General features: G+C 59.3%; 21 protein-coding genes and 2 pseudogenes. 15 read left to right on the top strand and 8 right to left on the bottom strand.

Annotated features, from left to right (window positions below; translation table 11 throughout):
* The first annotated feature begins 86 nt into the window (after positions 1–86).
* Positions 87–749 carry a GMP/IMP nucleotidase gene (gene yrfG, locus ACA046_RS01415; RefSeq protein WP_010168969.1) on the top strand — a complete coding sequence of 221 codons (663 nt, stop codon included), beginning with the start codon at positions 87–89 and terminating at the stop codon, positions 747–749.
* Here the strand turns inward: yrfG and ACA046_RS01410 are convergent.
* Both ACA046_RS01410 and lysM read right to left on the bottom strand, forming a co-directional pair.
* A pseudogene (locus tag ACA046_RS01410) lies at positions 748–837 on the bottom strand (outer membrane lipoprotein carrier protein LolA); the annotation flags it as partial. The gene yrfG and the pseudogene ACA046_RS01410 overlap by 2 nt on opposite strands.
* Positions 838–860: 23 nt before the next feature.
* Positions 861–1301 (bottom strand): peptidoglycan-binding protein LysM, encoded by a 441-nt coding sequence (gene lysM / locus ACA046_RS01405; protein WP_459025361.1) that lies wholly within the window; start codon positions 1299–1301, stop codon positions 861–863.
* A 130-nt stretch (positions 1302–1431) separates the two neighbouring features.
* On the opposite strand from lysM, the gene ACA046_RS01400 reads away from it, so the two are divergent.
* The 5 genes and pseudogenes from ACA046_RS01400 to ACA046_RS01380 all read left to right on the top strand — a co-directional run.
* Positions 1432–2319, top strand: a complete 888-nt coding sequence (locus ACA046_RS01400) for a LysR family transcriptional regulator (RefSeq protein WP_459025359.1) — start codon at positions 1432–1434, stop codon at positions 2317–2319.
* A gap of 95 nt (positions 2320–2414) precedes the next feature.
* Positions 2415–3254, top strand: a complete 840-nt coding sequence (gene fdhD, locus ACA046_RS01395) for a formate dehydrogenase accessory sulfurtransferase FdhD (RefSeq protein WP_497675763.1) — start codon at positions 2415–2417, stop codon at positions 3252–3254.
* On the top strand, positions 3251–5599 hold the full coding sequence (locus ACA046_RS01390; RefSeq protein ID WP_497675762.1) for an FdhF/YdeP family oxidoreductase: 2349 nt from the start codon (positions 3251–3253) through the stop codon (positions 5597–5599). The genes fdhD and ACA046_RS01390 overlap by 4 nt, the downstream gene beginning before the upstream one ends.
* Positions 5600–5922: 323 nt before the next feature.
* Positions 5923–6402, top strand: coding sequence for a glycine zipper domain-containing protein (locus ACA046_RS01385; RefSeq protein WP_076018173.1), 480 nt, complete (start codon positions 5923–5925; stop codon positions 6400–6402).
* 33 nt (positions 6403–6435) lie between these two features.
* Positions 6436–6516 (top strand): annotated as a pseudogene (locus ACA046_RS01380) (outer membrane lipoprotein carrier protein LolA); the annotation flags it as partial.
* On the opposite strand, the gene ACA046_RS01375 reads toward ACA046_RS01380, so the two are convergent.
* The 3 genes from ACA046_RS01375 to ACA046_RS01365 form a co-directional block, all read right to left on the bottom strand.
* Positions 6509–6940, bottom strand: coding sequence for an acyl-CoA thioesterase (locus tag ACA046_RS01375; RefSeq protein ID WP_459025352.1), 432 nt, complete (start codon positions 6938–6940; stop codon positions 6509–6511). The pseudogene ACA046_RS01380 and the gene ACA046_RS01375 sit on opposite strands and share 8 nt — an antisense overlap.
* A gap of 60 nt (positions 6941–7000) precedes the next feature.
* Positions 7001–7858, bottom strand: a complete 858-nt coding sequence (locus ACA046_RS01370) for a M15 family metallopeptidase (RefSeq protein ID WP_497675761.1) — start codon at positions 7856–7858, stop codon at positions 7001–7003.
* Positions 7859–7971: 113 nt separating this feature from the next.
* The gene (locus ACA046_RS01365) at positions 7972–9909 is read right to left on the bottom strand and encodes a RecQ family ATP-dependent DNA helicase (RefSeq protein ID WP_497675760.1); all 1938 of its coding nucleotides are present in this window, start codon (positions 9907–9909) and stop codon (positions 7972–7974) included.
* 209 nt (positions 9910–10118) lie between these two features.
* Between ACA046_RS01365 and ACA046_RS01360 the strand changes: the two genes are divergently transcribed.
* The 5 genes from ACA046_RS01360 to ACA046_RS01340 all read left to right on the top strand — a co-directional run bounded on the left by ACA046_RS01360 (position 10119) and on the right by ACA046_RS01340 (position 13152).
* The gene (locus tag ACA046_RS01360; RefSeq protein ID WP_076018177.1) at positions 10119–10289 is read left to right on the top strand and encodes a YhfG family protein; all 171 of its coding nucleotides are present in this window, start codon (positions 10119–10121) and stop codon (positions 10287–10289) included.
* Entirely contained in the window at positions 10289–10882 is a 594-nt protein-coding gene (locus ACA046_RS01355; RefSeq protein ID WP_076018178.1) for a putative adenosine monophosphate-protein transferase Fic, read from the top strand. Before ACA046_RS01360 ends, ACA046_RS01355 begins: the two co-directional genes overlap by 1 nt.
* A gap of 444 nt (positions 10883–11326) precedes the next feature.
* A complete protein-coding gene (locus ACA046_RS01350) occupies positions 11327–11656 on the top strand; it encodes a hypothetical protein (protein ID WP_459025344.1) in 330 nt (109 codons plus the stop codon).
* Between the two features lie 169 nt (positions 11657–11825).
* A complete protein-coding gene (locus tag ACA046_RS01345) occupies positions 11826–12179 on the top strand; it encodes a DUF1493 family protein (protein WP_497675759.1) in 354 nt (117 codons plus the stop codon).
* A gap of 121 nt (positions 12180–12300) precedes the next feature.
* Positions 12301–13152, top strand: a complete 852-nt coding sequence (locus tag ACA046_RS01340) for an EamA family transporter (protein WP_076018180.1) — start codon at positions 12301–12303, stop codon at positions 13150–13152.
* A gap of 57 nt (positions 13153–13209) precedes the next feature.
* Here the strand turns inward: ACA046_RS01340 and ACA046_RS01335 are convergent, their stop codons facing one another.
* On the bottom strand, positions 13210–14751 hold the full coding sequence (locus ACA046_RS01335; protein ID WP_459025340.1) for a phosphoenolpyruvate carboxykinase: 1542 nt from the start codon (positions 14749–14751) through the stop codon (positions 13210–13212).
* A gap of 179 nt (positions 14752–14930) precedes the next feature.
* On the bottom strand, positions 14931–15833 hold the full coding sequence (hslO, locus tag ACA046_RS01330; RefSeq protein WP_076018182.1) for an Hsp33 family molecular chaperone HslO: 903 nt from the start codon (positions 15831–15833) through the stop codon (positions 14931–14933).
* A 125-nt stretch (positions 15834–15958) separates the two neighbouring features.
* Here hslO and ACA046_RS01325 point away from each other — a divergent pair, with 125 nt between their 5' ends.
* On the top strand, positions 15959–16759 hold the full coding sequence (locus ACA046_RS01325) for a phosphatase PAP2 family protein (RefSeq protein WP_459025338.1): 801 nt from the start codon (positions 15959–15961) through the stop codon (positions 16757–16759).
* 41 nt (positions 16760–16800) lie between these two features.
* Here ACA046_RS01325 and ACA046_RS01320 read toward each other — a convergent pair whose 3' ends face one another.
* Positions 16801–17208: an RNA-binding S4 domain-containing protein gene (locus tag ACA046_RS01320; RefSeq protein ID WP_459025336.1), complete on the bottom strand. Its 408-nt coding sequence runs from the start codon at positions 17206–17208 to the stop codon at positions 16801–16803.
* Positions 17209–17324: 116 nt separating this feature from the next.
* On the opposite strand from ACA046_RS01320, the gene rimA reads away from it, so the two are divergent.
* The 3 genes from rimA to rimK are packed head-to-tail and all read left to right on the top strand — an operon-like array spanning position 17325 to position 19505.
* Positions 17325–18104, top strand: a complete 780-nt coding sequence (gene rimA / locus ACA046_RS01315; protein ID WP_459025334.1) for a S6 modification regulatory phosphodiesterase RimA — start codon at positions 17325–17327, stop codon at positions 18102–18104.
* Between the two features lie 16 nt (positions 18105–18120).
* Positions 18121–18603, top strand: a complete 483-nt coding sequence (gene rimB / locus ACA046_RS01310; RefSeq protein WP_026078048.1) for a retropepsin-like aspartic endopeptidase RimB — start codon at positions 18121–18123, stop codon at positions 18601–18603.
* The gene (gene rimK / locus ACA046_RS01305; RefSeq protein WP_010214091.1) at positions 18600–19505 is read left to right on the top strand and encodes a 30S ribosomal protein S6--L-glutamate ligase; all 906 of its coding nucleotides are present in this window, start codon (positions 18600–18602) and stop codon (positions 19503–19505) included. The genes rimB and rimK overlap by 4 nt, the downstream gene beginning before the upstream one ends.
* Positions 19506–19535: the final 30 nt, after the last annotated feature.

Below are 19535 nucleotides of genomic sequence, written 5' to 3'. Positions count from 1 at the left end.
AGCGGCTCCTTGGCGTGATCGGGTTACTATACCGTGGCTTTTCCGATTGTCTGTGTCGGATATCTTTTCTTACATGAGTGTTCTTTATGCCTCCACTGCCCTGGCACGCCATCGACACCGTCCTGCTGGACATGGACGGCACCTTGCTCGACCTGCACTTCGACAACCATTTCTGGATGGAGCACCTGCCCCAGCGCTATGCCGAGTTGCATGGTGTGAGCCGGGCCATGGCCGAGATGGAGTTGCAACCATTGTTCGAGCGTAACGCCGGACAGTTGCAATGGTATTGCCTGGATTTCTGGAGCGCCGAACTCAAGATCCCGGTGCGTGAACTCAAGCTGGAAACCGCGCACCTGATCGCCTTGCGCCCGGATGCCGATACTTTCCTGGCCGCGATCAAACAGGCCGGCAAGCGGGTGATCCTGATCACCAACGCCCATCGGGATTCGCTGTCGTTGAAGCTGGAACGCATCGAGTTGGCGCCTTATTTCGAGCGACTGATCAGTTCACACGACTATGGTTTCGCCAAGGAAAACCCACAGTTCTGGGACGCCCTGCACGCCGACATCGCCTTCGACCCGGCCCGTAGCCTGTTTATCGATGACACCTTGCCGATCCTGCGCAGTGCCCGGGATTTTGGCGTGGGGCATTTGCTGGCGGTGAAGGAACCGGACAGCCGGAAGGGGCCTAAGGACACGGCGGAGTTTGCGGCGGTTGGGGATTACCGGGAATTGATTGTTGGGCTGTAACTGTAGGAGCGAGCTTGCTCGCGAAGAACCCGAGAACGACGCGGGGTGTCAGGCTTCCCGCGTTATCGTTGACGACCTTCGCGAGCAAGCTCGCTCCTACATGGGTACCGCTTACACAGGAATACGCAGCGTCTGCCCTGGGTAGATTTTGTCCGGATGGGACAGCAGCGGCTTGTTGGCCTCGAAGATTTTGTTGTACTGGTTGGCGTTGCCATAGACCGCCAGCGAAATAGCGCTCAGGGTGTCGCCCTTTTTCACCACGACAAAGCGGGCCGCCGCGACAGCAGGACCGGAAACGGTGATCTGGTCATCAACACTGGCAACGCCGGCAATATTGCCCAGCGCCAGCAGTATTTTCTCTTTCTCTTCCTGGCTGGCGACTTCACCTGTCACGGTCACCTTGTCACCGTCGACGGTGGTTTGCACATTGGGGTTACCCAACCCGACCTTGACCACGTGATCTTTTAACTGCTTGCTCGCGTTGGCATTACCCGGCGTCAACAGATCAATCAACTTCTCGCCTGCTTCCTTAACAAAGCTAAAAATACTCATGGTGCGCTCTCCTTGGGATTTAATTTCCAGATGCCAGAGACTAGACCAGTCCTACAGAATTGGGTTCCAGCCTGACCAAAGACCCAAACACGCTAGAATCCCACCGCATTGGAATAAGCCCGGAGCGAAGATGGACATCAAACAGCTGAAATTCCTCATCGCCCTCGACGAAACCCGTCACTTTGGCCAGGCGGCGGCGCGCTGCCACATCACCCAGCCGACCCTGTCGATGCGCCTGCGCAGCCTGGAAGAAGAGCTTCAGCTGCCGCTGGTCAATCGCGGCCAGCGTTTCGAAGGCTTTACCGCCCCCGGCGAACGCGTGCTGGCCTGGGCACGCACGGTGCTGGCGGCCTATGACGGTTTGCAGGCCGAGGCCGCTGCTTGTCGCGGCAATCTGGTGGGGACCTTGCGCCTGGGGGTGGTGCCGTTGTCGAGTTTCGATCCGCTGGCGTTGATGCAGAAGCTGCATAAGGAACACCCGAGCCTGCGCTTTGAGTTGTCAGCGCTGAGCTCCGAACAAATTCTTGAACAACTGGCGAGCAACCGCCTGGACCTCGGCGTGTCGTACCTGGAGCGCCTGGACGCCGAGCGCTTCGACTCCCTGGCCTTGGGCGAAACCCGCATGGGCCTGCTGTACGACCAACGGTTTTTCAGCTTCGGCGACAAGCCCCTGAGCTGGGAAGCGCTGATCGAACTGCCCTTGGGCATGCTTACCAGTGGCATGCACTTTCGCCAGTCCATCGACCACAACTTCCACAGCCGCGGTCTGAGCCCGCAGCCGCTGTTGCAGACCGACGCCGTCCATCAATTGTTACAAGCCGTGCACGGCGGCCTGTGCTGCGCGGTGATGCCACTGGACGGCGGCCTCGACGCCCTTACCGAGCACTTGCGCCTGCAACCCATTGAAGACGCTCACACGCTGGCCCGCCTGGGGCTGATCATGCGCCGCAGTGCGCCGCGTTCGGCGCTGGCAGAAGCCTGTTTTGCGCTGTACCAGAAATCGCTGCTGGAACCTTGATCGACGTCATCTATCGGTAGATCAGTACTGACGATTAGACGCGACCCTTTGTCGCGCCTAGTCTTACAGCTGAATACTTCCGGTGGTAATGCCCAATGAACGCCCAGCGCCCAGTCTGCGCGGCGCCCGCCCTCGAAACGCCCGCGCCCGCCGCCAGCCAGAGTTATCAGTTTTGTAATCTCGAACACACCGAATCGGCCAGCACCGCGCTCGCCGAGGAAGTTGCGTTGGCGATTGCCTATAACGACATCAGCCAGGCAGTGATGCTGGTGACGCCAACCGACCTTGAAGACTTTATCGTCGGCTTCAGCATCGGTAGCGGCATTATCGAAGACGTTAGCGACATTTATGACCTGAAAATCAGCGGCTCGGGTTCGACCCAATACGCTCAGGTGCAGATTTCCAGCCGCGCCTTCTGGAATATGAAGCAGCAGCGCCGGCAACTGGCGGGTACCAGCGGCTGTGGACTGTGCGGCGTGGAAGCGGTGGAACAGGCGCTGCCCAACCTCAAAGTGCTGCCCGGCGCGTCTTTGCCGCCTGCCGACTGGCTGGACGGCCTGCGCCAGCGCATCAGCGCGTTCCAACCCCTGGGCCAGTACAGCGGCGCGGTGCATGCGGCAGTGTTCATGAACAATCAGGGCGAATTGCTGCTGGGCCGTGAAGACATCGGCCGGCATAACGCCCTCGACAAGCTGATCGGTGCACTGATCCGGCAAAAGATTCCGACCGACGGTGGCCTGGCGATTGTCACCAGTCGCTGCAGCCTCGAACTGATCCAGAAAGTATTGCGCGCAGGCATCCAGACCCTGGTCAGCCTGTCGTCGCCCACCGGCCTGGCCCTGCAATGGGCCCGTCGGCACAACCTCAATCTCATCCACCTGCCGCAGAAAAGTGCGCCGCGGGTCTATAGCCCTGCGATGGAGAATCAAGCGTGAGCACTCATCATCAAGCCGACGACAAACCTACCCCGCGCTACAAGCCCTACAAAGGCCCGGCCGGTGGCTGGGGCGCACTGATCAGCGTGGCGCAAGCCTGGCTGACCAGCGACAACGCGCTGAAAAATATCCGCATGATGCTCAAGACCAACCAGAACGGCGGCTTCGACTGCCCGGGCTGCGCCTGGGGTGATTCGCCGGAAAGCGGCATGGTCAAGTTCTGCGAGAACGGCGCCAAGGCGGTCAACTGGGAAGCCACAAAGCGCCGGGTCGATGCCGCATTCTTCGCCAAGCACAGCGTCAGCGCGCTGCTGGAGCAGAGCGATTACTGGCTGGAATATCAGGGCCGCCTGACCGAGCCGATGAGCTATGACGCAGAAACCGATCGCTACAAGCCCATCAGTTGGGAATCGGCTTTCGACTTGATCGGCAAGCACCTCAATGCGCTGCCAAACCCGGACATGGCCGAGTTCTATACCTCGGGCCGGGCCAGCAACGAAGCGGCTTACCTGTATCAACTATTCGTGCGTGCCTACGGCACCAACAACTTCCCGGACTGCTCGAACATGTGCCACGAAGCCAGCGGCGTCGCCCTGGCGCAAAGTGTTGGCGTGGGCAAAGGCACCGTGACCTTCGATGACTTCGAACATGCGGACGCGATTTTCGTCTGGGGCCAAAACCCCGGCACCAACCATCCACGCATGCTCGAACCATTACGCGAAGCGGTAAAACGCGGCGCCCAAGTGGTGTGCATCAACCCGCTGAAAGAACGTGGTCTGGAACGTTTCCAGCACCCGCAACACCCGCTGGAAATGCTCACCAACGGTGACAAACCGACCAACACCGCCTACTTCCGCCCGGCGCTGGGTGGCGACATGGCCATCCTGCGCGGCATGGCCAAATTCCTGCTGCTGTGGGAACGCCAAGCTCAGGCCGAAGGCAAAGAGGCCGTGTTCGACCACGACTTCCTCAACGAACACACTGCCAACGTGCTGGATTACCTGGGCAAGATCGACGACACCTCATGGGATGAAATCGTCGAGCAGTCTGGCCTGACCCTGGTGGAGATCGAGCAAGCCGCGCGCATGTATGCCAAAGGCAAGAACGTGATCATGTGCTGGGCGATGGGCATCACCCAACATCGCCACTCGGTGCCGACCATCCAGGAAATCGCCAACCTGATGCTTCTGCGCGGCAACATCGGCCGCCCCGGCGCCGGCCTGTGCCCGGTGCGCGGCCACAGCAACGTGCAGGGCGACCGCACCATGGGCATCAACGAACGGCCACCGGTGGCGTTCCTTGACTCCCTGGAGCGTCGCTTCCAGTTCCAGGTACCGCGGGATAACGGCCATAACGTGGTGGAAGCGATTCACGCCATGCTCGAAGGCCGCTCCAAAGTGTTTATCGGCCTGGGTGGCAACTTCGCCCAAGCCACGCCGGACAGCCCGCGCACCTTTGAAGCCCTGCGCAATTGCGACCTGACCGTGCAGATCAGCACCAAGCTCAACCGCAGCCACCTGATGCACGGCAAGGACGCACTGATCCTGCCATGCCTGGGCCGTACCGACATCGACATCCAGGCCGAAGGCCCGCAAGCCGTGACCGTGGAAGACTCGTTCAGCATGGTCCACGCCTCCAATGGCCAACTGCAGCCATTGTCGAAACAGATGAAATCCGAGCCTGCGATTCTGGCGGGCATTGCTGCCGCGACATTGGGCAGCAAGCCGGTGGACTGGAACTGGCTGGTGGCCGATTACGACCGTATTCGCAACCTGATCGCCGACACCATTCCCGGCTTCAAGGACTTCAACGAACGCCTGAAAAACCCGGGTGGTTTCTACCTGGGTAACTCCGCCGGCGCCCGTCGCTGGAACACCCCTTCGGGCCGCGCCAACTTCCGCCCGAACATCCTGCCCAAGGACCTGGTGCACGAACGCACCCGCAACACCGGGCAATTGCCGGACCTGATCATGCAGTCGATGCGTTCCCACGATCAGTACAACACCACGATTTATGGCCTGGACGACCGCTATCGTGGGGTCAAGGGTCAGCGGGATGTGTTGTTCGTCAACGAAGCCGACATCATCCGCCTGGGCTTCAAGCCAGGGCAGAAGGCCGATATCGTGTCGATCTGGGATGACGGGCGTGAGCGCCGCGTGAAGGGCTTTACCCTGCTGGCGTTTGATATTCCGGCGGGGCAGGCGGCGGCTTATTACCCGGAGGTGAACCCACTGGTGCCGCTGGAGAGCACGGGGGATGGCAGCCATACGCCAACGTCGAAGTTTGTAGCGATTCGGCTGGAAGCGGCGAGCGCGACCGGGCTGATCATGGCGAAGTCGGCCTAAGCGACACCTTATTGTGGCGAGGGAGCTTGCTCCCGTTCGGGTGCGTAGCGCCCGTAGAAATTTTGGGGCCGCTGCGCAGCCCAACGGGAGCAAGCTCCCTCGCCACAGACAGCACCTGAGCTTTTTTACGGGCACAAAAAAGGCCGCTTTTGCATAAAAGCGGCCGTTCCGAAGTAAGTAAAGACTCACAAAAACAACTTAAGTTCCGTATAAAAAACAGCAACTTAGAGAATTGTATACAACTCATACCACTGGTCGGGTTTCGATTGTCACCGTCTCGATACAACCTCAGGATCGCGCCGTCATCCTCTTGAGGTTCCTCTATGAAGTTCTCCTCGATTCTCTTGTTGTCCCTTGGCCTGGTCAGTGGCGCAGCCATGGCCGGTGGCACCACCGAAGCCGGTGTGGGCGGCGCATTGGGCGGGGTTCTAGGTTCAGTCGTAGGTCAGCAGTTGGGCGGTAACACCGGTTCAGCCATCGGCGCGGCACTCGGCGGCGCAGGCGGCAGTGCGGTCGGCGCAGACAAGCGCAGTCGCGGCGAAGCTGCCATTGGCGGCGCATTGGGCGCAGCCGGCGGCAACGTGGTGGGTCGCAGTGTCGGCGGCAGCACCGGCAGCCTGATCGGCGCAGCAGCCGGCGGTGGCGCTGGTGGCGCGCTGGGCAACTACATGGGCAACAAGAGCGATGACGATGATCGTCGTTACCGTGGTCGTGATAACCGCCGTTATGACCGCGATGATCATCGCGGGCGCGGTCATGCGTATGGGCATCGCAAGAACAAGCATCACTATCGCCACCGCTAAGGCCTTCCACCTGTAGGAGCGAGCTTGCTCGCGATGGTCGTCAACGATGACGATGGAAACCTGACACGCCGCTGCGCTCTCGGGTTTTTCGCGAGCAAGCTCGCTCCTACAGTGCCAAGCGCTGCAAGGCCTCACGCAGCGCTTGCGGAATCGTCACCGGCTGGTTCGACCCCCGATCCACGAACACATGCACAAACCTCCCCGCCGCACAGGCCTCATCCTCCCCCGCCTTGAACACCGCCAGCTCATACTGCACTGAACTGTTGCCCAACTTGCCCACCCGCAGGCCAATCTCGATGCGGTCCGGAAAGGCAATCGAGGCAAAGTAGTCGCACGCCGAACTCACCACAAATCCCACCACCTCACCGTCATGAATATCCAACCCGCCCTGCTCGATCAGGTAGGTATTCACCGCCGTGTCGAAAAAGCTGTAGTAGGTGACGTTATTCACATGGCCATAAACGTCGTTGTCGTGCCAGCGCGTGATGATTGGCTGGAAGTGGCGGTAATCGGCGCGCAGTGGGATGGCATTGGTCATCGATAAAGCCCGGGTAAGAAGAGGCTATCTTGATACTGGGTTCAAGCCCTACCCGCAAGCCTAGGTTGGACTTTGCTCAACCGTTTCGTGGACACACCCCATACGCTTGAGAGCTTGATCCGTCTCAACCGAATGCTGCAGGCACTGGCGGTAAGCAGCGATATACGCCTCGATTGCAGCACTGGCCTGCTGCGGCGTGACCCGTGCCAGGTACTCCACGAACGAACGCCGGCCGATCTGGAAGTGCTGGTAGTCCAGTGGAAAATCCCAATAACCGCCCCAGGTCAAAAAGCCGTGCTCGGCAAACAGGTCAATCACCTCCTCTGCCCGGCCAGGACGCGCAGGCTTGCCAGGGCGAGCATCCAGGCGGTTAACGGCAGTCACAGTACTCGCCTTGGGCTCAACGGTGGCCTGCCCGGTGAATTCACCTCCCGGGCTACGCCGGAATAGCACAAACGGGTTTTGCAGCGGGTTTAGATCAATTGCAGCACCGTAGGCATGCAGCGACCACCCCAAAGCCCCACTGACCTGCCGCCCGTTAAAACCACTGGTATTGTTGCGGGCCATCGACACCTTGTCATTGCCTCGATAGGTTTCCAGTGTGACCGCCTGGTTCACCGGAAACCGGCGCTGCACCAACTGATTGAAGATCTCCTCCATATGGGGGGCGATGGCATCCAGCACCACGAGCTGCCCGTTGTTATGCAGCACTCCGTCAAAGTCCACATAGCTGAACGTGACTCGTGCGAGGCGTGCACAGGGCAGCGGGTTGGAGGCGGTGATGGTGTTGCGAAGCTGCATTCGCCGACAGTCATTGACGCTCAACGGTGTGACGGACGCCATCGTACTTTGGGCGACCAGCATCCCGACGAACAGTACGGCTCCGTGGACAACACCACGAGAAAAACCAATAGTCATGGGCAGTTCCTTTGCAGAAGAAGTGGAGCATCAAACCTTCTCACCTGCGGGCAAAGCCTAGCTGTCGGCGGCGTCTGCCAATGGGTGGGAAATCACCACCCCCGGCCCGGAAATCAGAGCGCTTCCAAACCCGCCTCTGCCCACTCACGCACCTCAGCGTAGGGATACTCCTCCAGCACAGCAAAACCTGGAATCCCTTTCGCCTTCAACTTGGTAAACAACGGCACGCTGATCCCGCCCAGAAACCGCGTCAAACGCTCAGCGCCCGGCAGGTGGCCGTTGTATTCATGATGCCTGTGGATAAATTCACCGCACAGCGCCAGAAAGTTTTTATCCACAAGCGGCGGCAAGCTCGGCGGCGCCGGCAAGTGGGCGACGTTGCCGTGGCACACCGAGCAGTGCCCGCACTGCCGGGGCGCGTTTTCATCCCCGAAGTAATGCGCCAGGCGGTAACCCAGGCACTCCTCCGTCGCGAACAGATCCAGCATGGCGTGAATCCGCGCCACCTCCGTCACCTCATGCTGCTTGAAGCCTGTGTATAACTCCGTGCTCAGTACCTGTGGATCAAAGTCGGTATTCAGCAGGGCGTAGACCTCGGTCATCTGCTTGCTTTCCATCTCGATCAGGCCCTGCTCCTGGAAATAATCCAGGGCCTTCACCACACGATTGCGCTCGGCCTGATGCTGTTGATACAGCGCGTCGAAATCCACCGTCGCCCAGGTTTTTGCCCTTTTACAGACCTGGATGATCGCCGCGACAAACTGCTGCCGCTCACCGGAAAAGCGCGCCAGTAGTGCTTCAGGTTCAATCAGATACTTGAAGCGGTATTCGGCATAAAACGCGTAGCGCGGCGCGATCACACCTTTGAGTTCAAGCTGCACCAGCAACGTCTTGAGCGGTAGCTCGCGGATGTTGCTGAGGTCCGAAAGCGAGCGGAGTAGAAACTCCCATTGCCCATCACCACCGGCGGCCTGAATTTCCTCCAGGACGCGGCGAATACCTTCCTGTTCCGGCGTGTCGCCGTACACAAAGTTTTCCAGGATATTCAGGCTGTCGCGGTTAGCCAAAACCAGACAGTCAGATGGCTGCCCGTCACGCCCGGCACGGCCGATTTCCTGGCTGTAGTTCTCGATGGATTTGGGCAGGTCGAAATGCACGACGTTACGGATATCGCTCTTGTCGATGCCCATGCCGAAGGCGATGGTAGCGACGATGCAATTGGATTGGCCGCCCATGAACCGCTTCTGAATGCCCTCGCGTTTATCGTGGGCCAAGCCCGCGTGATAAGCCTCGGCCTGGATGCCGTTGCGATTCAAATGCTCGGCAATGTGTTCAGCGGTTTTCTGCAGGGTGACGTAGACGATGCTCGGCTGATTGGCCCGCTCCTTCATCCATTCCACCAGGCGTCGGCGCTTGTCCTGGCCGCTGACGGGCTCCACCAGCAGGTTGAGATTGGAGCGGTAGAAGCCGGTGGTGATCACATCGTCCGGCGCAATGGCGAACTTGGCCTGCATGTCAGCGATCACCTTGGGCGTCGCCGTGGCTGTCAACAGCAGCGCCTGGGGGATCCGGAACTCGCGCTGGTAGTCCGGCAGCTTCAAGTAGTCCGGCCGGAAGTTATGGCCCCACTCGGAAATACAGTGGGCTTCGTCCACCACCAGCAGCGAAATCGGCACGCTTTGCAGAAAGTTGCGGAACCGCTCGTTCTTCAGGCGCTCCACGGAAACCATCAGGATTTTCAGCTCACCCGAACGCGCCCGAGCCATGACGTCATTGGCGTCATCGCGGCTCTGGGCCGAATCGATGCTGCCTGCCGAGATACCATGGCGCTGCAAGAAACCCAACTGGTCCTGCATCAACGCCAGCAGCGGCGACACCACCAGCGTCAGGTGCGGGAGCAAGACGGCGGAAAGTTGATAGCACAAGGACTTGCCGGAACCGGTGGGGAAAATCGCCGCCGCCGAACGGCCGGCCAGCACGGCACTGACCGCCGCCTCCTGGCCCAAACGAAACTGTGGATAACCAAAGACCTGTTGGAGGGTGTTGTGCATAAGCTGTCACTCCATTGACCGCTGAACGAGCCCAAAACATAGACCAGCGCACTCAGCGAATCGAGAAAGGTCGCAAGGAAAAAAGAGACAGGATGATACACAGCCTGGGCAATGGAGTAGGTACCAGTAGGAAACGTTCCAACCTTAAGCAGGACGCATCTCGAAACCCATTGCGCTACAATCAACGCTTGCCATGAGAGGACGCTGTAATGAGCGAACTGACGTTTGAGCAAAAGCAGGATCACTACGACAAGATCCGCCGTTCCAACTACCTGGCCAGCCTGCGCCTGGAAGGGTTCGACACCCAGCCCGCCGATGTCGACAAACCCCTGCCGACCCGCGAAGCCGTCCTCGCCAAGTACCGCAACACCCCACGCTGATGCTCGACAAATATGGCGTGGGCCAGGACCCGTACTGCTACCCCGGTAGCAGCGTCCTGCGCAACCGCCTCGATTTGTTCGACGAAGAACGCCTGCACCAGGCCGAGCGGGAACTGTCTGAAATTGCCGTAGGCAGCCTTCCGCTGTATCCCCCGCCCTACGACCTTGAACGCCTGCAACACATCCACCGCACCCTGTTCGGGGACATCTACGAATGGGCCGGGGAACTGCGTACGGTCAATATCCAGAAAGGCGACACGCTGTTCTGCACGCCGGAGCGTATTCCCCCCGAGGCGGCCAAGATCATCCACCACATGGCGCAGGCTAACTGGTTTGTCGGGGTGACGCAGGCCGAGTTGGTGACGCAAATCGCCGAAGCTTATGGCGACCTCAACGTGATCCACCCGTTTCGCGAAGGGAACGGCCGGGCGCAAAGGATTCTGTTCGAGCAGATCATCGTCAATGCAGGGTTTTCGGTGAATTGGTGGCTGGTTAAGAACGCGGCGTGGATACCGGCGAATATCGATGCGGTGGCGTGTGATTATCGGGGATTGGAGGCGATTTTTGAGCGGTGTATCAGTACACCGCGCTAACCCCTGATCGCTCCCTACGCTCCGCGTGGGAATGCCGCCTGGGACGCTCCGCGTCCCGCCATCCGCGCACGACCCAAGTCATGAACACTGGTGACGCGGAGCGTCACGGGATGCATTCCCACGCGGGGCGTTGGAACGATCAGTGTCCGTTAAAGCTGGTAACGATCTGTTTATTGCTCTCACCCCACACTCCCGCCAAGGTTCGCCCCGTCGCTGCAAATTCAGCGAACGGGTTTGGTCACTCGAAAAACAGCACACATAAGTGCCATCACTTGCCTTGCGGACGTCTATCGTCTTCTCAGCGCAATGCTATGGCGGCTGTGTGTGGGACGTCCTCGGACGTGCCGGATTGCTGTTTCCGGCTGGCCAACCTGCACACAGTCCGCCACCCATCGTTTGGCCACGGTGATGACGGTTACTTAACAGCAAACCGAGTAACTTCAAATGCAAACACCTGAAGCGACAAACCGCTACCGTCCTCTTGGTACCAACTTCAGCGATACATATCCTCTGCTCATTGATACAGAGGCTGCCGCCGAAGACATCCAGTCCGCAGCACACCAACGCATCCGCGCCGCTGCCGATCTGTTAGAAACCTTCACCTGCCTGACCTATGAGCAGGCCGATATCAAAGACATTTCCCACATCACCAACGCGTTATACCTGCTGGTCCAGGATGGCTGCGATCTGCTGGAAGCTGCCCAAACCGGCATGATGCAACTCACGACCGCCGACGCCGTAAAGCGAACGCCACCTGAGCAACCACACAGCTAAAAATGTGGGAGCTGGCTTGCCTGCGATAGCGGTGTGTCAGACAACACTGCTGCCACTGACACACCGCTATCGCGGGCAAGCCCGGCTCCCACATTTGACCTGTTTCGTTTGAAGGGTCACGGTTCGATCGATAAAGTCACTCGCCTCCACCCAATCACGCGTGCCCACCATGAACCTGGCCCCCAACTTTCCCGAAGACCTTGCCATGCAGCAGCTCCTGCAACTGCTGCATGAAGAAATTGGCTTGCCTGAACATAAGACGCTGCGCCTTGAAACCGCCATCAACCTCGACCTGGACTGCGACGGCGCTGAGGCCAATCAATTGATGGAAGCGCTGGAGCAAGACTTCGCTGTCGACTTGAACGACTTCGACGCTTATCGTTACTTCCAACCTCCCGTATTCGACGTCTTCCTGAAACAAAGAGCCAAAGGCCGCGGCGACAAAGTCCCACTGACCATCGGCATGCTTTACCTGGCTATCAAGGCCCAACGCTGGGACACGCAAACCCTGGAAAACCTGTAGGAGCGAGCTTGCTCGCGAAAAATCTGAGAGCGCCGCGTCAAACCTGGAAGCCCGCGTTATCGTTAACGACCTTCGCGAGCAAGCTCGCTCCCACAACTAAGGACCTTACATGGACGTACTAATGGGCCTGCTGGCCGCCCTGCTTTGGGGTGGCACGGACTTCCTCGTGGGCCTCAACGCCCGAGCCGTCGGCGTCAAACGCGCGGTGTACTTCGGCCAGGCCCTGGGCTTCCTGATCATGACCCTGCTGCTGGTCATATTCCCGGCCTTCCTCGTCAAATCCCTCGCGGCACCTTTAAGTGTCTGGCTCCTGGGCGCCGCAGCAGCCCTGCTGACCGTCTCCGGCGCCCTCGCATTGTCCAAGGCCTTCGCCCTTGGGAAAGCGGCCATCGTCGCGCCTCTGGTGACGTCCTACGGCGTGGTGACTACTTTGCTGTCATGGGCCAGCGGCGAACACATCAGCCTGATCCAACTCGGCTGCATCGCCTTGTGCGTGGTCGGGGTGATCCTCTCCAGCATCCACAAGGACAACGGGGTCCCTCACAACAGCTCCACTCGCTCGATCGCCTACGCGATGCTCGCGGCACTTCTTTACGGCACCAGCTTCTGGATGCAGGGCCGCTACACGCTGCCGACACTCGGCCCGGTCACGATGCTTTGGCTTGGTTATCTAGTCGGTTTGTGTGTACTGGTGCTGATGGTGCTTAAAGTCAAAGACGGCCTGAAAATCCCACCGCTGAAAAACTGCGCAACGCTGACCGGCGCGAGCCTGATGAACCTCGGCGGGTTTTCGGCGTTCTCGTGGGGCGCAATGGCTGGGTCGGTTTCGGTAGTGACCGTGATCAGTACCTTATCCGGCGGGATTGCCGCGATTCTGGGGTTTGTATTTTTCAAGGAACGACTGTCGGCAGTGCAAGTTACCGGTGTTGTGCTGGTGTTGGTCGGAGCCGTCGTTCTGCACCTCGTCGACTAATCCCTCGCCCACAAAAAAGCCGCCCACAAAGGGCGGCTTTTTCACAACGGCCGAATCTTACAACTTCGGACCCGCAGCCTTGATGGCATCGCTCACTTCAAACTTCTTGAAGTTCTCAATGAACAGACCCGCCAGCGCTTTCGCCGCTTCATCGTAAGCAGCCTTGTCAGCCCAGGTGTTACGTGGGTTCAACAGGCCGGTATCAACACCCGGTACAGCCAACGGCACGTCCAGGTTGATGGTGTCGAGGTGTTCGGTCTCGGCACCAATCAACGCACCGCTCTGGATCGCTGCAATCACGCCACGGGTGGTCGGGATGTTGAAGCGCTTGCCAACGCCGTAGCCGCCGCCGGTCCAGCCGGTGTTGACCAAGTAGACCTTGGAGCCGAAGCCGCGGATGCGCTTGATCAGCAGCTCTGCGTATTCGCCAGCCGGGCGCGGGAAGAACGGTGCGCCGAAGCAGGTGGAGAAGGTCGACTTGATGCCGGCGCCCGAACCCATTTCGGTGGAGCCCACCAGTGCGGTGTAGCCGGACAGGAAGTGGTAGGCCGCTTGTTCTTCGCTGAGGATCGAGACTGGCGGCAGTACGCCGGTCAGGTCGCAGGTCAGGAAGATCACAGCGTTTGGCTCGCCACCGAGGTTTTGCTCGGAGCGCTTGGCAACGTGTTCCAGCGGGTAGGCGGCGCGGCTGTTCTGGGTCAGGCTGACGTCAGCGTAGTCGGCGTGCTTGGCGTCGTCGATCACGACGTTTTCCAGCACGGCGCCGTGCTTGATGGCTTTCCAGATAACCGGCTCGTTCTTCTCGGACAGGTCGATGCACTTGGCATAGCAACCGCCTTCGATGTTGAACACAACACCTTCGCCCCAGCCGTGTTCGTCGTCACCAATCAGGTAACGGCTTTCGTCGGCGGACAGGGTGGTTTTACCCGTGCCGGACAGGCCGAAGAACAAGGTCACGTCGCCTGCTTCGCCGATGTTGGCTGCGCAGTGCATCGGCAGTACATCGGAGGCTGGCAGCAGGAAGTTCTGCACCGAGAACATGGCTTTTTTCATCTCACCGGCGTAACGCATGCCAGCGATCAACACTTTTTTCTGGGCGAAGTTGAGGATCACGCAACCGTCGGAGTTGGTGCCGTCACGCTCTGGCACGCATTCGAAGTTGGCCACGTTGAGCACTTGCCACTCTTCACGACCGGCCGGGTTGTACTGGGCCGGGTTGATGAACAGGCAACGACCGAACAGGTTCTGCCAGGCAGTCTGGGTGGTCATTTTCACGGCCAGGTAGTGGTCTTCTGCAGCCCCTACGTGAACGTGGGAAACGAAATGCTCTTGCGCGTTGTTGAATGCCTCGACGCGAGCCCACAGGGCATCGAACTTGTCGGCCGGGAACTTGCGGTTGATCGGGCCCCAGGCAATGGCAGCCTGGGTGGAAGGCTCTTCAACGATGAAGCGGTCGACCGGAGAACGGCCGGTACGATGACCGGTTTCTACGACCAGCGCGCCAGTATCGGCAAGCACGCCTTCACCGCGCTGCAGGGCTTCTTTGACCAGATCGTCAACACTCAGGTCAGTGTATACGGCGTTATTGGCTTGCGTCATGAGGTTCCCCATCGGCCTATGGCCGAGTGCTCCAAACGTTTTGTAGTAGAAAGTTGCGCACTACTACCGCGAAAAAAGTGGGCCGGATTATGCCAGAAAAGCCCAAAAAGAGTAGGGCCCTCCGGTCAGAACGGCGGAAATCCGGCGTTTGTCAGGTGATTTACCTGTGCTTAAACGTTTTAGTGGCGGGTGCCTGAAGGGGTGTCTACGCCGGCGCCGGCGAATAATTGAGCGATATCGGCGGCGTCGAACAGGTAGCGCTGGTTGCAGAACTGGCAGTCGATCTCGATGTTGCCACCGTGTTCCACCACCAGATCCTGCGCATCTTCCAGGCCCAGGCTGACCAGGGCAGTGGCCGAGCGCTCGCGGGAGCAGCTGCAGTGGAAACGTAACGATTGCACATCGAACAGACGTACGGCCTCTTCGTGGTAGAGGCGGTGCAGGATGGTTTCGTTGTCCAGGCCCAGCAGTTCTTCGGTTTTCAACGTGCCGGCCAGGGCGGTGATGTGTGCCCAGCTTTCGGCGCGGTCTTCTTCATCCTTGATGCGGTCGGCCGGCAATTGTTGCAGCAGCAGGCCACGGGCGCGCTTGCCATCGGCATTGAGCCAGAAGCGGGTGCCCACTTGCTGGGACATCACGAAATAGTTGGTGAAGCAGTCAGACAGAGTTTCGCCGTCGAGGTCGACAATGCCCTGATAACGCTGGCCGACAGTCGGGTCGACGGTCAGTGCCAGTACGCCGTCAGGCATCAGGTCGGCCAGTGTTGCATCGGCGGCGATCCGATCGGCGTCGTAGCGGGCCAGGCCACGGATTTCGCGGGCGCTGGAGCATTCGATCATCAACAGCGGGATCGGGCCTTCGGAACGGGCCTGCAGGATCAGCAAACCATCGAATTTCAGGGTGCCTACCAGCAGCGAGGCAGCCGCCATCAGTTCGCCGAGCAATTGTGCAACCGGCTCCGGATAGGGGTGCTTGGCGAGGACTTCGGCATAGCTTCGCTCCAGGGCGACCAGTTCGCCGCGGGCGTCGCTGTCGTCGAAGATGAAGCGTTGGGTGAAGTCGGTATCCGGTAGATCAGTCATAGGTCTGGGTATCTGAATTGATGACAAAAAGATGACAACGTTTATAGAATTACACGCTTTAGCACCGTTTTGGTGCGGCCTTCTACGGAAAAACGAAGCGCTTTAAAGCAAAGAGGAAACAGTTTATGAACAATCCGGGTTTGTTCCAAGCCAAGTGGAACCTCGGGCGATTGGCCCTGTGCAATTTATTCGCTGTGGGGCTGCTGTGTTTTTGGCTCTGGCCAGCGGGCCAGGCGCTCTGTGTGGTTTTCGACGAGTGGCTGTTTCATCTGCTTAACGACCCCTTGGCAAGCAGCTCGGCGTGGCTGCATGTGTGGGCGGTAGCCAGTTTGCGACCGTTTGACGCGGTGGTCGGGGTGATTCTGCTCGCACTGTTGATCCGCGGCGACTGGGTGTTCAAGGCGATTCAGGTGCGCCAGGCGTTTTTCGGGTTCCTGGGCATTCTGCTGCTGTTGCTGTTTATCCGCATGCTGTTTTCCAAGCTCGCGGCCCAGATGGGCTGGCAACACCATAGCCCGTCGATGGTGATCAGCGGGGCGATTCAGATGAGCGACTATTTCCCGGGCCTTGAGAAGACGTGGGAATTGAAGGACCGCTCCAGCCAGAGTTTCCCGGGGGATCACGCCTCGGTGTTGTTGATCTGGGGGATGTTTATGACCGTGTTTGCCAAACGGATCAGCCAAATTATGGTGATTTGGGGGCTGGCGCTGCTGTTCATGATGCCGCGGCTGGTGGCCGGCGCGCATTGGGGGCAGGACGATTACATCGGCGGGGTGTTGCTGGCGCTGTTGGCGTTGGGCTGGGGCTACTACACGCCGTTTGCGGCGAAGTTTTCCGGGGGATTGGTGCGGGTGACGACGCCGCTGCTGGATTGGTTTCAGCGGGTACCGTTGGTCAATCGCTTGAGCGTTATCCGCAGCGTTTGAGTTGAAGTTGCAGGAGCCGCCTGGCTCCTGCGGTTTTCCGGTTAATCATCATTGCCACTGCCGCGAAACTTGAACAGGTCGCGCCGCTGTTTCTTGCTCGGCTTGCCGTCGGTGGTCATACCCAAGGAGCCAGACTTGCGCATGGCCGCCGCGTTTTCGCGCTTGGCGATGCTGGCTTCGGTTTCGGTATACAACGCCTGCGCCTCGGGAGCGCCCTTTCGCACAATTGAAAGCGCCTGGACCACGACGGTTCGCTCATCAAAACCGGCACGAATCTGGAACTCATCGCCAATGCGCGGCTCCTTGCCGGGCTTGCAACGCTCACCGCGCCAATGCACCTTGCCACTCTCGATCGCCGCCTTGGCCAAGGCGCGGGTCTTGAAGAACCGTGCCGCCCACAACCACTTGTCCAAACGGACTTTTTCTTCCTCTTCCTGCTTCTGAGCCACTTGAATTCCTCGCTCTGAAAAATGTCGCAACTTTACCGTTGAAGCCCTTCAACGCATAAACCCTTGAGCTCACCTAAGATACGCCAGGTAGCATCCTGTTTTCGCGAGGTTAACGTGTGACCGACTTTCCTGTTTCACTCACCTCACCCAAACAAGGCTGTGCGGGTTGCCAGCAAAGTGAACCGCTGGGTTTTGAGTTTGCGTTTGCATATCAGCCCATCGTGGACCTGCGGGACCAGTCGATCTTTGCCCATGAAGCCCTGGTGCGGGGCGTCAATGGCGAGGGGGCGCTGTCGGTGCTGGATCAAGTCAACCACAGCAACCGCTATCGCTTTGACCAGCGCTGCCGAACGCAGGCGATAGCCACGGCGTCCACACTGGGCATGCAGACGTACCTTTCAATCAACTTCATGCCCAACGCGGTCTACCGGCCTGAATTGTGCATTCGCAGCACGCTGGAAGCGGCCCGTGAGCATAATTTTCCGCTGGATCGGCTGATTTTCGAAACCCTGGAAAGCGAGCACGTAGATAACTATCGCCATTTGACGAATATTCTGCGTGAATACCGCGAATTCGGCTTCAAGACCGCCATCGACGATTTCGGTGCGGGCTATTCGGGGCTGAATCTGCTGGCTGATTTCCAACCCGACTTGATCAAACTCGACATGGCGCTGATCCGCGATGTCGACCGTGATCGTGTCCGTCAGGTGATCGTCCGGGGGATTGTCACAATCTGTGAGCAGTTGGGCGTTACTGTCATCGCCGAGGGCATCGAAAGTGCCGGTGAGCGGGACTTTCTCGCCGACTGCGGAATATTCCTGATGCAAGGCTACTGGTTCGCCAAGCCTGCATTCAAAGCCCTGGCCGAGGTATCACCCGACGCCTGGGCGAATTAATTGCTGGTTATTCATATTGAAGACATTTGACCATTTGACCGTTGTGGGTCTGCGTGAGTGGGTGGCACTTCCCGACCTGGGAGTGGCTGGCCTGCGCGCCAAGATCGACACCGGCGCCAGTACCTCAAGCCTGCATGCCACCGAGATCGAGCCGTTTGAGCGCGACGGTGCAAAGTGGGTGCGCTTTACCGCGCACTTGGGCAGCGTGGTGCAGCTGCGTCACCGGCGCTGTGAAGCGCCGCTGGTGGCGATGAAAACCATTAAAAGCTCCAACGGCCAAGCCCAGGTGCGGTACGTGATCAGCACCACCCTGGCCCTGGGCGATCGGGTATGGCGGGTGGAATTTACCCTCGCCTGCCGCAAGGCGATGCGGTATCGCCTGTTGCTGGGTTCCAAGGCGCTGATTGACGGCCAACTGGTGGTCAACCCCGGCCTCAAATACGTTCAAGACAAGCCGGTGTTCCCGGTCTCTACTACCTCTGCCACAGGTGTTGCATGAAGATCGCTGTGCTGTCGCGTAACCCGCGTCTGTATTCCACCCGTCGTCTGGTCGAGGCCGGCACCGAACGTGGCCATGAGATGGTTGTGATCGATACGTTGCGCGCCTATATGAACATTGCCAGTCATAAGCCGCAGATCCACTACCGGGGCAAACCGCTGGAAGGCTTCGATGCGGTGATCCCCCGTATCGGTGCTTCGGTGACGTTCTATGGCTGCGCAGTACTGCGCCAGTTTGAAATGATGGGGGTGTTCCCCCTGAATGAATCCGTGGCCATCGCCCGTTCGCGGGACAAGCTGCGCTCGCTGCAGCTGCTGTCGCGCCGAGGCATTGGTTTGCCGGTGACCGGCTTTGCGCACTCCCCGGATGACATTCCCGACCTGATCGACATGGTCAATGGCGCGCCGCTGGTGATCAAGGTGCTGGAAGGCACCCAGGGCATCGGCGTGGTGCTGTGTGAAACCGCGACAGCGGCCGAGTCAGTGATCGAGGCGTTCATGGGCCTCAAGCAGAACATCATGGTGCAGGAGTACATCAAGGAGGCCGGCGGTGCAGATATCCGCTGCTTCGTGGTGGGCGACAAGGTGATTGCAGCGATGAAGCGCCAGGCCAAGCCGGGTGAGTTTCGCTCCAACCTGCACCGTGGCGGCAGCGCCAGCCTGATCAAGATCACCCCGGAAGAACGCATGACGGCCCTGCGGGCGGCCAAGGTCATGGGGTTGAGTGTCGCGGGTGTGGATATCTTGCGTTCCAACCACGGGCCGCTGGTAATGGAGGTGAACTCCTCACCAGGTCTGGAAGGAATTGAAACCACCACCGGCAAGGACGTGGCGGGGATCATCATTCAGCATCTGGAGAAGAATGGTGGGCCGAATATGACGCGCACCAAAGGCAAGGGTTGAATACACCCGACCTATAAAGCGCCGCAAAAC

This window comes from Pseudomonas sp. LBUM1641, from assembly GCF_059716235.1.
Note: the sequence above shows the minus strand (reverse complement) of the source record. Positions and strands in the feature narration are given on the sequence as shown.

What these genes read in the sequence shown, in the direction of transcription:
- yrfG (WP_010168969.1), top strand. Translation starts at nt 87, where the DNA reads ATGCCTCCACTGCCCTGGCACGCCATCGACACCGTCCTGCTGGACATG.
- lysM (WP_459025361.1), bottom strand. Translation starts at nt 1,301, where the DNA reads ATGAGTATTTTTAGCTTTGTTAAGGAAGCAGGCGAGAAGTTGATTGAT.
- ACA046_RS01400 (WP_459025359.1), top strand. Translation starts at nt 1,432, where the DNA reads ATGGACATCAAACAGCTGAAATTCCTCATCGCCCTCGACGAAACCCGT.
- fdhD (WP_497675763.1), top strand. Translation starts at nt 2,415, where the DNA reads ATGAACGCCCAGCGCCCAGTCTGCGCGGCGCCCGCCCTCGAAACGCCC.
- ACA046_RS01385 (WP_076018173.1), top strand. Translation starts at nt 5,923, where the DNA reads ATGAAGTTCTCCTCGATTCTCTTGTTGTCCCTTGGCCTGGTCAGTGGC.
- ACA046_RS01375 (WP_459025352.1), bottom strand. Translation starts at nt 6,940, where the DNA reads ATGACCAATGCCATCCCACTGCGCGCCGATTACCGCCACTTCCAGCCA.
- ACA046_RS01370 (WP_497675761.1), bottom strand. Translation starts at nt 7,858, where the DNA reads ATGACTATTGGTTTTTCTCGTGGTGTTGTCCACGGAGCCGTACTGTTC.
- ACA046_RS01365 (WP_497675760.1), bottom strand. Translation starts at nt 9,909, where the DNA reads ATGCACAACACCCTCCAACAGGTCTTTGGTTATCCACAGTTTCGTTTG.
- ACA046_RS01360 (WP_076018177.1), top strand. Translation starts at nt 10,119, where the DNA reads ATGAGCGAACTGACGTTTGAGCAAAAGCAGGATCACTACGACAAGATC.
- ACA046_RS01355 (WP_076018178.1), top strand. Translation starts at nt 10,289, where the DNA reads ATGCTCGACAAATATGGCGTGGGCCAGGACCCGTACTGCTACCCCGGT.
- ACA046_RS01350 (WP_459025344.1), top strand. Translation starts at nt 11,327, where the DNA reads ATGCAAACACCTGAAGCGACAAACCGCTACCGTCCTCTTGGTACCAAC.
- ACA046_RS01345 (WP_497675759.1), top strand. Translation starts at nt 11,826, where the DNA reads ATGAACCTGGCCCCCAACTTTCCCGAAGACCTTGCCATGCAGCAGCTC.
- ACA046_RS01340 (WP_076018180.1), top strand. Translation starts at nt 12,301, where the DNA reads ATGGGCCTGCTGGCCGCCCTGCTTTGGGGTGGCACGGACTTCCTCGTG.
- ACA046_RS01335 (WP_459025340.1), bottom strand. Translation starts at nt 14,751, where the DNA reads ATGACGCAAGCCAATAACGCCGTATACACTGACCTGAGTGTTGACGAT.
- hslO (WP_076018182.1), bottom strand. Translation starts at nt 15,833, where the DNA reads ATGACTGATCTACCGGATACCGACTTCACCCAACGCTTCATCTTCGAC.
- ACA046_RS01325 (WP_459025338.1), top strand. Translation starts at nt 15,959, where the DNA reads ATGAACAATCCGGGTTTGTTCCAAGCCAAGTGGAACCTCGGGCGATTG.
- rimK (WP_010214091.1), top strand. Translation starts at nt 18,600, where the DNA reads ATGAAGATCGCTGTGCTGTCGCGTAACCCGCGTCTGTATTCCACCCGT.